Annotated in this window: 13 protein-coding genes; 8 read left to right on the forward strand and 5 right to left on the reverse strand. The window is 64.5% G+C overall.

Features of this window, described 5'->3' with window-relative positions; genetic code table 11:
• The 3 genes from QZ650_RS11840 to QZ650_RS02260 form a co-directional block, all read left to right on the forward strand.
• A partial coding sequence (locus QZ650_RS11840; protein ID WP_366932174.1) for an SRPBCC domain-containing protein occupies nucleotides 1-137 on the forward strand: 137 nt, incomplete at its 5' end.
• A gap of 27 nt (nucleotides 138-164) precedes the next feature.
• Nucleotides 165-1130 carry an alpha/beta hydrolase gene (locus QZ650_RS02255; protein WP_292517834.1) on the forward strand — a complete coding sequence of 322 codons (966 nt, stop codon included), beginning with the start codon at nucleotides 165-167 and terminating at the stop codon, nucleotides 1128-1130.
• Nucleotides 1130-2128, forward strand: coding sequence for an alpha/beta hydrolase (locus QZ650_RS02260; protein WP_292517836.1), 999 nt, complete (start codon nucleotides 1130-1132; stop codon nucleotides 2126-2128). Before QZ650_RS02255 ends, QZ650_RS02260 begins: the two co-directional genes overlap by 1 nt.
• Here the strand turns inward: QZ650_RS02260 and QZ650_RS02265 are convergent.
• Nucleotides 2054-2293, reverse strand: coding sequence for an MTH865 family protein (locus QZ650_RS02265; RefSeq protein ID WP_292517839.1), 240 nt, complete (start codon nucleotides 2291-2293; stop codon nucleotides 2054-2056). The two genes, QZ650_RS02260 and QZ650_RS02265, sit on opposite strands and share 75 nt — an antisense overlap.
• Nucleotides 2290-2469, reverse strand: coding sequence for a hypothetical protein (locus QZ650_RS02270; protein WP_292517842.1), 180 nt, complete (start codon nucleotides 2467-2469; stop codon nucleotides 2290-2292). The genes QZ650_RS02265 and QZ650_RS02270 overlap by 4 nt, the downstream gene beginning before the upstream one ends.
• A 56-nt stretch (nucleotides 2470-2525) precedes the next feature.
• Between QZ650_RS02270 and QZ650_RS02275 the strand changes: the two genes are divergently transcribed.
• The 3 genes from QZ650_RS02275 (at nucleotide 2526) to QZ650_RS02285 (ending at nucleotide 4715) form a co-directional block, all read left to right on the forward strand.
• The gene (locus QZ650_RS02275; protein WP_292517845.1) at nucleotides 2526-3338 is read left to right on the forward strand and encodes a helix-turn-helix domain-containing protein; all 813 of its coding nucleotides are present in this window, start codon (nucleotides 2526-2528) and stop codon (nucleotides 3336-3338) included.
• A gap of 172 nt (nucleotides 3339-3510) precedes the next feature.
• The gene (locus tag QZ650_RS02280) at nucleotides 3511-3930 is read left to right on the forward strand and encodes a hypothetical protein (protein ID WP_292517849.1); all 420 of its coding nucleotides are present in this window, start codon (nucleotides 3511-3513) and stop codon (nucleotides 3928-3930) included.
• Between the two features lie 161 nt (nucleotides 3931-4091).
• Nucleotides 4092-4715 (forward strand): N-acetyltransferase, encoded by a 624-nt coding sequence (locus QZ650_RS02285; protein WP_292517852.1) that lies wholly within the window; start codon nucleotides 4092-4094, stop codon nucleotides 4713-4715.
• Between the two features lie 33 nt (nucleotides 4716-4748).
• On the opposite strand, the gene QZ650_RS02290 is transcribed toward QZ650_RS02285, so the two are convergent.
• The 3 genes from QZ650_RS02290 to QZ650_RS02300 are packed head-to-tail and all read right to left on the reverse strand — an operon-like array spanning nucleotide 4749 to nucleotide 6904.
• Complete coding sequence (locus QZ650_RS02290; RefSeq protein ID WP_292517854.1) at nucleotides 4749-5378, reverse strand: TetR/AcrR family transcriptional regulator; 630 nt, start codon at nucleotides 5376-5378, stop codon at nucleotides 4749-4751.
• A 10-nt stretch (nucleotides 5379-5388) separates the two neighbouring features.
• Nucleotides 5389-5868 carry a hypothetical protein gene (locus QZ650_RS02295; RefSeq protein WP_292517857.1) on the reverse strand — a complete coding sequence of 160 codons (480 nt, stop codon included), beginning with the start codon at nucleotides 5866-5868 and terminating at the stop codon, nucleotides 5389-5391.
• Nucleotides 5861-6904: a hypothetical protein gene (locus QZ650_RS02300; RefSeq protein WP_292517860.1), complete on the reverse strand. Its 1044-nt coding sequence runs from the start codon at nucleotides 6902-6904 to the stop codon at nucleotides 5861-5863. The genes QZ650_RS02295 and QZ650_RS02300 overlap by 8 nt, the downstream gene beginning before the upstream one ends.
• Nucleotides 6905-7119: 215 nt before the next feature.
• Between QZ650_RS02300 and QZ650_RS02305 the strand changes: the two genes are divergently transcribed.
• Nucleotides 7120-7599 (forward strand): VOC family protein, encoded by a 480-nt coding sequence (locus QZ650_RS02305; RefSeq protein WP_292517863.1) that lies wholly within the window; start codon nucleotides 7120-7122, stop codon nucleotides 7597-7599.
• A 91-nt stretch (nucleotides 7600-7690) separates the two neighbouring features.
• A partial coding sequence (locus QZ650_RS02310) for an alpha/beta hydrolase (RefSeq protein WP_292522449.1) occupies nucleotides 7691-8751 on the forward strand: 1061 nt, incomplete at its 3' end.

Genomic DNA, 8751 nt, shown 5'->3' on the forward strand with positions numbered 1-8751 from the left:
AGCACGACGGCGGGACGAAGATGACCCTGCAGCATGAAGGCATCCCGGCGGGGGAGTCGCTCGATATGACCGAAGCCGGGTGGAACGAGTCGCTGGACCGCCTTGCCTCTCTCCTGAACGAGCGGCAGCAAGGGTAGCCGGGGACCGGGTGAGCGTGCACCCCCATGGCTGACCTCCGGGTCCTCCTGCTCGGCATCGCCGTCGCGGGGGCGGCGGTCGTGATGCTGCGCTACCGGCGTGATATGCGTGCCGTCCGGGAGCGTATCGAGAGCCTTGGCAGCCGGGTGGTCCGGACCGGGTGCGGGCCGATCGAGTACGCCCGGTCCGGAGACGGCTACCCGGTTCTGGTCGTCCACGGCAACGCGGGCGGGTTCGACCAGGGGCTGCTGCTCGCCGGCTGGACCATCGGCCCGGCGTTCGAGGTCGTCGCGCCCTCACGGTTCGGCTACCTCGGCACGCCCATGCCTTCGCGCGCGAGCGTCGCTATGCAGGCGGACGCCTTCGCCTGTCTGCTCGATGCCCTCGCGATTGAGCGGGCCGCCGTCGTCGGCTACTCGGCAGGCTCCGCATCGGCGATCCAGTTCGCCATTTGCCACCTGGAGCGCGTCCCGGCGCTCGTCCTCGTCGAGCCTGTTGCGCCGGGGAAGGGGCCGGTCATGCCGAGACCCATCTTCACCGTCTTCTTCAGGCACGACTTCGTCTACTGGGCGACGGTCACCTTCTTTTACGGGATCGTCGCAGGACCGTGGGCCGGCGTGCAGGGCCGGCTCACCCCGGAAGGGAAGGCCCAGGTCAGGACTCTCCTCGCGAGCCTCCTCCCGGTCAGCGCCCGGGCCGACGGAAGCGCTTTTGACACATACGTCTCAACCCCCGGCCTGTTCAACGCCTCAGGAAGCGAGTATCCGTTCGAGGAGATCCGGGCCCCCACGCTGGTGGTCAGCGCCGTCGACGATCTGCTGGCGCTCCACGAGAATGCACGCGCCCTTGTGCGGAGGATCACCGGCGCCCGCCTCCTCGCCGTGCCGGGGGGCGGCCACATGCTTATCGGGCATCACGATGAAGTGCGGCAGGGGATCACGGAGTTCCTGCGGAGCGCCGTGGCTTTGCCGCCGAACCAGAAGGGGAATTAATGATGGGAAAAAAGATGCCGACACCGGCAGCCCCGGGCCGCTACGCGCCCGTGAACGGGCTTTCGATGTACTACGAGATCCATGGCGCCGGCCGGCCGCTGGTCCTCCTCCACGGCGCCTTCATGACGATCGAGGGATCATTTCAGCGGATGCTCCCCGCCCTTGCAGCGACCCGGCAGGTCGTCGCCGTCGAGCAGCAGGCCCACGGCCATACCGCCGATATCGACCGCCCGCTGACCTACGCGGGGATGGCGGCGGATACTGTCGCCCTCCTCCGGCACCTCGGGATCGAGCGGGCCGACATCTTCGGCTACAGCATGGGGGCCGCCATCGCCATTGAGATCGCCATCCGGCACCCCGACCTCGTGGGGAAGCTCGTCCTCGCCTCGCCGAGCTACACGAGAGAAGGGGCTTACCCCGAGATCTACGAGGGGGAAGAGAACCTGAAGCCCGAGGACCTGGCCGGCACCCCGTTCGCGGAAGAGTATGCCCGGACGGCGCCGAACCCGGATGCCTGGCCGGTTCTGATCGAGAAGGTAAAGCAGCTCGACCGGGAGTTCCGGGGCTGGACGGCCGAAGAGATCCGGTCGATCCGGGCGCCCACGCTCGTCATCATAGGTGACTCCGACGTCACCCGCCCCGAGCACGCGGTGGAGATCTTCCGGCTGCTCGGCGGCGGCGTGCCGGGGGATATCGTTGGCCTCCCGGCTCGCCGTCCTCCCCGGCACGACTCATATCACGCTCATCGACCGCACCGACTGGCTGCTCTCGATGATCGGGGAGTTCCTCGATGCGCCCGTGCCGGAGGCAGGGTGAGCAGTGGGCGGTCCGGGCCGGTTCCGTGCGCCTTACGCGCCGACGGCGTTCGGGAGGGCCACCGGCGAAAACCGCCCGCTTCGAGAGAGCAGCTGCAAAAAAGAGGGTTACATCCCTGCCCGGGAGAGGATGGTGTCGGCCACCTGTCCGGGACTTGTGAAGGGGAAGTCCTCCGGCTTTAAGAGAGTGCCCGCTTCACCGGCGGTCATCTCCACGTCGCCTGCCTTGCACCTGGTCGCTGCTCCCGCCGGGAATGCGGCAAGGAGGCCTTCGGGCGTTTTGATTGGGAATTTCGCGCCGGCGAGAGCGCCGACGATCTGTGCACGGATCTCTTCTTTCACGTTCATTTATTCTCCTCCGTCATTCTGGTGATCTCCCCGGCGGCCTTTGCCAGTGGGCAATCGTCGCTATGCTCTTTGCAGTTGAAGCAGGCGCTCTTCACTGCAGCCAGCGCCTGCCGAGCCTTCTCATCCGATACGGCCATTCCGGTGTAACGCCATTCGGGCATCTTCTCACCACTCATCCCGTTTGATGGTTAGAACAATATAGATGACTGTCACTAAACTATACGAGATGTCCGTGCTACAGTCTCATGACCATAAGAGACCCGAATCAGACCGGTCCGGCGAGGAGGGACTGGCCGATCGGAGAGAAGAGTGCTACAGCAGAGAGATCCAGGAGATCCAGTCCGAGATTGCGGGCCTCCGGAGCGAACTCCGGCGGTTCATCGAGCATGCGAACCGGCAGCACGTTGATGCGGCCCTCACCGGGCTTCGCAGGGAGTACGCGGATCTCTTCATCGAACAGAACCTCTCCGAAGCGGATCAGAGGCTCCAGGAGCGGATGATCCGTGACTGCCCGATGCGCGAGAGGTGTTATGCCGCGTTCTACGAGTTCCTCAAGGCCTCCGCAGAGCATATCCGGGACGGCGAGGTGAGCGAAGAGGTCGTCCGGTCCTACCGCGACCGGCTCGCGACGATGCGCAAGGGGGGGAAACTGGAGACCTGCGCTACCTGCTTTACCGAGACGAACCGTCTCTTTGAGAAGCAGCTTGAACTGATGCGCTCGCTCGGGGTCTACCGGGAGAGCCGGGAGGCGTCTTCGTCCGTCATGGACCTCCCGGATGAGGTTCTGGTCCGCGACATCCTCGAGCCGCTTGCAAACAGGCACCGATTCCGGATCGTGCAGTCGCTTGCCACAGAGACGCAGACATTCTCGACCCTCTCGACCCTGACCGATCTCCGGGGGGGAAACCTGCTCTTCCACCTCAAAAAACTTCAGGACGCGGGGATGGTCCTGCAGCGGCACGAGCGGGGGGACTACATCATCACCGAGAAGGGATATAAGGCCCTCACGGGCATCGGCGCCATCTACGCCGCCCTCCGGCCGTAGGACCCCGCCCCTTCCCTTGACGCGATCGAACACGCCAGCATGAGCCAGCCTGGATCCGGATACATTTTTATTCCGCAAAGGTTAGGGTTGACCGGCGCGCCCCCATGAGACGGTCCCGGAGGCTGCCGGAATCGCGGTGAGGGGTGCAGTACAGCATCAGGAGGAGTTGAAGATGTCGGGTGAACTGATCGGTGAGTCGCGAGGGAAGATCATCGGCACGAGGGTCGTTGAGCTGCTCGAGACCAGCCCGAAGATCGAGACGACAGACCAATCGACCGGAAGACTGCTGGGTATCGAATCCCGGGACCTGTCGACCGCCTGGAGTGTGTGGGGCTCTCAAGACACCTTCCACGCAGAGGGCGTCGGCGTGGTCACGTCAAAGGATGGCGAGATGGCCATGTACACCGGAATGGGTATGGGAAAAGGAAGCGTTTGGAGCCCCGAAACCCTCTTTCATGGGCTGCTCTTCTTCCGCTCGTCCACCCCCGGATGGAGCCGCCTCAACGGGACCGCCGTTATAATCGAGTACACCGTCGACGCCGAAGGCAACAGCCATTCGAGGCTCTGGGAGTGGAAGGGAAGACCGGAATGAGCATGAGCCTCTCAGGGCTCGTATCGGGAGGGAGCGGCAACCTCTCCCACCCATCCTCTCGCCGGGATGCCTGCAGGACATCGTTCCCGTAGCGCGTCGCCCTCCCTGACGAGGAGTCCTGAACCCGGGCATACTGCCGTCACGCCCTGGGAGCGCCGTCGATGATCCTCGAACCATTCAGCCCGAAACGGCACTCCGCTCGGGAGGTTGCCGGTCTCATCTACGACACCGAGCCGGCGTATTTCCCTCTTGTCTTTGGCAGCGACCGCACGGGGGCTCTCCGGAAGATCGAGCGCCTGATCCGGGCGGGCGGCAACGTCTTCGGGCGCGAGAAGATCACCTGTGCCGTCCGGACAGGCAGGGTCATCGGGGTCCTGGTCATGCAGGCCCCGGATGCCCCCGGGCTCCTCCAGGAGTCTTTCGCCGTCGCCCGTGCGGCCGGCATCGCCACCGCCGTCCGGTTCCTCCTCACCGAGGTGCTGATCTTCGCGCCGCACTACCTGAAGAGGACCACGGAGCCCGCATACGAGATCTCCAGCCTCTCGGTCGTCCCGGCGGAGCGGGGCCGGGGGGTCGGCGCGGCTCTGCTCGAGGACGCCGCCCGAAAGGTCCGGTCCCGCGGAGGCGGGAGGATAGTCCTCTCCGTCATCGCCCCAAACCCCCCGGCGGTGCGGCTGTACGAAAGAGCAGGGTTTCGTATCGTATCTGCTCACAGGGCCTGGGTGCCGTTCCGGCCCCTCACCGTCCTGACCATGGTCTACGATACGGAAGAGACGGTTCCGTAGGGTAGGGCCGTGTGGGGAACGGTCCTCGCCGTTTCACGGCTGTCGCGCGGGCAACGGTGAAACGGCTCTGTCGAATATCCTCACCAGTTCCGCACCGTAGGACGCCGCATCCATCCGGGTAGCCACGCCCGGGGCCGCGTGCTCCCCGATCGCGCCCTGGATGGTGTTCGCCATGATCATGAGATCAAAATCGCCGAACTCCCCGCTCTCCTGCCCCTCCCGCAGTATGGTCCGGAGTTCGAGCAGCAGCGGTTCTGCATCATTGTCATCATTCAGCATATAGTAGGGAATGTTGTCGGGTGTCCGGGCGTTGAAGACGATCTCCACCAGGGCGACAAACCGCTCGGGATAGGTCTCCTGGTACTCGAGACTGGAGATGATGAAGAGGTGCAGTCTCTCGCGACAGTTCCTGCCGGCCTTCGTTCTCTCCAGCACGAACGACGCGTTGTCCTCGATCAGGGTCTGTATCGTCCGATTTATCAGGCCCATCCTGTCGCCGAAGTGATATGAGATCAGGGCGGTGCTGATCCCGGCCCGCTTTGCTATCTGCGCAAGGCTCGCCCTGACAAATCCGATCTCGTTTAATGTGACGATCGTGGCCTCGATGATCTGCGTCCGCCTTGCATCTGATATGAACGACTGCTCCTCGCCTCTGCTGCTCACGATCTTCTCCTCAGGAGTTGTCTTCGGGTGTCTCGTCTGCCTTCCCGAGCAGGCTCGCGATACCGATAGCGGCGAGGATCACGACTGTCACGGCGATACTTGCCGGGCTGATGCTCCCGAGCCGGTCGACGAGGGAGCCGTCGAGGACCGCGCTGCTCACGTGACCGACGGCAAGGATAACAACAATCACCAGCCGCAACGCCAGGATGACCGGGATCATGGTGATCGCCGCCCAGAGGAGATCCCACCCGCCCGGTCTCCGCATAACAAGCAGGCCCGCTGCCGCAAGGGCAAGGAGGCCGCCGATCACCATCAGGGCCGGCTGTATCCAGTTGTGCCACGTGAAGCCGGACGGGTAGAGATCGCCGTAGAAGAACCATGTCGCCCAGAGGACAAGCCCTCCGGCCGCCGCGCTGACGAGCGGCAGGATGGTCGTCACCCAGCCGGGCGCATCGTTGCAGAGTTGTTTTAACCGATTTTCATCATTCATGCAGTTCACCTTCCATTCGAATCTTCAATGCGGCCGCAGTGAGCAGCACGGCCACGCCGACGAAGAGGACCGTGTTGCCGATCAGTTTGTCGTGCAACGCCACATCCCCGAACGGCACCACGAGAAACGCGATCCACGCCCGGGTCAGGAGAGCACCCCCGGCAAGGGCAAGGGTATGGGCGGCGCTCCAGCCTTCGCGGTGCGACCATCGCCGGACGAGAAGTGCCAGGGCACCGACCAGAACGAGGTTCAGGGCAACGCCGGGCCAACCGCTCATGAATGCCGACGAAGCGCCCAGCAGTTCGAGCACCAGTTCTATGAAGGTCGGCACGCTCAGTGCGGCAAACGCCGCCGCCCCGACCGCCCACGGCCCGGGAACCGGCAGGTCGCCGGGCGGCTCCGACCGGCGCCTCATGGTGAACGCAAGGGCGATCAGGGCTGCGACGACGACGGCTGCCCCGAGCATCTGCGGCATCGAGGGCAGGAACCCGCTCTCCTCGGCCGTGCCCCGGAAGATGATCGCAGAGGCGAGGGCATAGAGAACCCCGGTGACGGCAAGGCCGGCGCGGCCGAGCCATGGTACCGTCCTCCGGCGAGGAACGAACGTCTCGACGATTGCTATGGGTGCACTGATGCTCCAGACGACATGGCCCAGGATGAACGCCAGTGCGGTGGTGCCGCTGATGCCGAGCGCCAGGTAGGTGGGGTCAGCCGTGCCGTGGTATGCCGGATCGAAGAGGCTGTGGTCGACCAGACCCGCCTGGAAGACGCCGAATGCAGCCGAGAGCAGGATGATCGCAGGCCAGCCACGGCCCGTGCGGCGGGCGGCCTCGCGGATAATGAGTGCGGCACCGCCATAGAGGGGCGCGAGAAGCCAGAGATCCAAGAGCATCTGCACAAGATCTCCGGTTACCGGGAGGTAGCCGATCAGGTACTCCGCGGTTACCGGTGCCAGGAGGAAGAGGCCGAGTGCGGGGGCGATCCGCTGCAGGAACCCTTCTTGCCGCGCTTCATGCATGCCTCCGGGGGATCTCATTGGCTGCTCCAGGCGATTTGATAACTCATTCAGTTTTCTGATCATACGTTCAATACTCTGGACCATAAAACTATCTGCCAGAGATTTCCCCTGCCTATCTCCGGGCGTGCCGTCAGTTCAAGTGTCCGGCCCCCGGTTTACGGCACAGGGCCGGCGGCGAGCGTGCCGGGAACGGTTCGATACCCCGATATCCAAAGAAAACAGAGAATATGCGTATGGAACCGACCGAGCATGAAATTTATCCCATGATGCTCTTTTCCACCTTCGAGGTCCGGGATATCGAGGCGTCCGTGGAGTGGTATACCCGGATTCTTGAATTCTTCCTCGTCTACAGGATGCAGGACCCCGGGGGGCGAACGCACCTTGCTCATCTCCGGCGGCTGAAGCACCAGGATATCCTCCTCGTGCCCCGCCGTAACGACCGCACCGAACCGTGCCCCGGCGCGACCACCACGCTCGCGTTCTCCGCCGGGGCGGTCGACCGGATCTCCGAACTCAACGCCTTCGCCGCACGGATCAGAGAGGCCGGGGCCGTCATCGAAGGCCCGGTCGACCGGCCCTGGAACACCCGCGACGTCGTTGTGCGCGACCCCGACGGCTACCGCCTGGTCTTCACCACGCCGGACTTTGCCCGGATGCGGGACTTCGAGGCGACGATGCGGGGTGTCCGGGAGGACCTTGATACCCGGGAGTGATTTCCGGGAGTTCCTCCGGACGGCGGTGCAGCAGGGGGAAGGTTTATCCGGAATTCCTGCGTTCTTGCACCTCAGTCCAGGGAGGCTCACCGTGAAGGGAATCTCAAAGATCATGATCGCCGTCATACTCGGGACGGCTCTGGTGGCGGCGGGCGGCCTTGCGCCCGCAGCCAGCCCGAACGGCACCGGCGACAGCCCGGCAATGGGAATTCACCGCACCCAGGGTCAGGCTCAGGTGGGCAACATCACCATCTTCTACGAGACCTTCGGCCCGGCCGACCGGGAGACGGTGCTGCTCATCGCGGGGGCCGGTGCGCAGATGACGATGTGGTCGGACGAACTCTGTGAAGAGCTGGCAGGACGCGGGTATCATGTCGTCCGTTTCGACAACCGTGACACCGGCCTCTCGACCCACCTCGATCACCTCGGCCGGCCCGATTGGGTGGAGTTCTTCACGGCGGTGAGCGAGGGGAGGACTCCACCGGTCCCCTACACGATCACCGATATGGCGAACGACTCTGTCGGTCTTCTTGATGCGCTCGACATCGAGAGGGCCCATATCGCCGGCGCATCGATGGGAGGAGTGATCGCCCAGCGGATCGCAATCCATCATCCCGAACGCGCGTGTTCGCTCACCCTCTTCTCCTCGGAGACGGGAAATCCCGAGATGCCCGGCCCGACTGAGGAGTTCCTGGCGCTTCCCCCGCCCCCGCCTGCAGGAAGCGACGTCGAGACGATCGTGGAGCACGAGGTGCTCGTGGCCGGGGCCCTCGGGAGTCCCGCGTATCCGACCGACGAGGAGGTGATTCGTGAGTATACTCTGTCCAACATCGAGCGCGGCGGCTACGACCCGATCGCACTGGAGCGGCATAGCGCCGCGGTCATGGCGGACGGCGACCGGCGCGAACTCTTAAAGAGGCTCAACCTCCCGACGGTCGTGCTCCACGGCGACGCGGACCCCCTGGTGCCCGTAGAGAACGGTTACGACCTTGCAGCGAACATTCCGGGTGCAGAACTCACCGTCGTCCCGGGCATGGGGCACGATATCCCGGTGCAGCTCGAGCCGGCCTTCGCCGACGCGATAACACGGGCGGCGACGAACGCGACCTGCGAGAGCAAACCGGCTCAGGACGGAACGATCCGGTGGACCCA

This window comes from Methanoculleus sp. (assembly GCF_020696975.1).
Taxonomy (GTDB): domain Archaea; phylum Halobacteriota; class Methanomicrobia; order Methanomicrobiales; family Methanoculleaceae; genus Methanoculleus.

What these genes read in the sequence shown, in the direction of transcription:
- QZ650_RS02255 (WP_292517834.1), top strand. Translation starts at nt 165, where the DNA reads ATGGCTGACCTCCGGGTCCTCCTGCTCGGCATCGCCGTCGCGGGGGCG.
- QZ650_RS02260 (WP_292517836.1), top strand. Translation starts at nt 1,130, where the DNA reads ATGATGGGAAAAAAGATGCCGACACCGGCAGCCCCGGGCCGCTACGCG.
- QZ650_RS02265 (WP_292517839.1), bottom strand. Translation starts at nt 2,293, where the DNA reads ATGAACGTGAAAGAAGAGATCCGTGCACAGATCGTCGGCGCTCTCGCC.
- QZ650_RS02270 (WP_292517842.1), bottom strand. Translation starts at nt 2,469, where the DNA reads ATGAGTGGTGAGAAGATGCCCGAATGGCGTTACACCGGAATGGCCGTA.
- QZ650_RS02280 (WP_292517849.1), top strand. Translation starts at nt 3,511, where the DNA reads ATGTCGGGTGAACTGATCGGTGAGTCGCGAGGGAAGATCATCGGCACG.
- QZ650_RS02285 (WP_292517852.1), top strand. Translation starts at nt 4,092, where the DNA reads ATGATCCTCGAACCATTCAGCCCGAAACGGCACTCCGCTCGGGAGGTT.
- QZ650_RS02295 (WP_292517857.1), bottom strand. Translation starts at nt 5,868, where the DNA reads ATGAATGATGAAAATCGGTTAAAACAACTCTGCAACGATGCGCCCGGC.
- QZ650_RS02300 (WP_292517860.1), bottom strand. Translation starts at nt 6,904, where the DNA reads ATGAGATCCCCCGGAGGCATGCATGAAGCGCGGCAAGAAGGGTTCCTG.
- QZ650_RS02305 (WP_292517863.1), top strand. Translation starts at nt 7,120, where the DNA reads ATGGAACCGACCGAGCATGAAATTTATCCCATGATGCTCTTTTCCACC.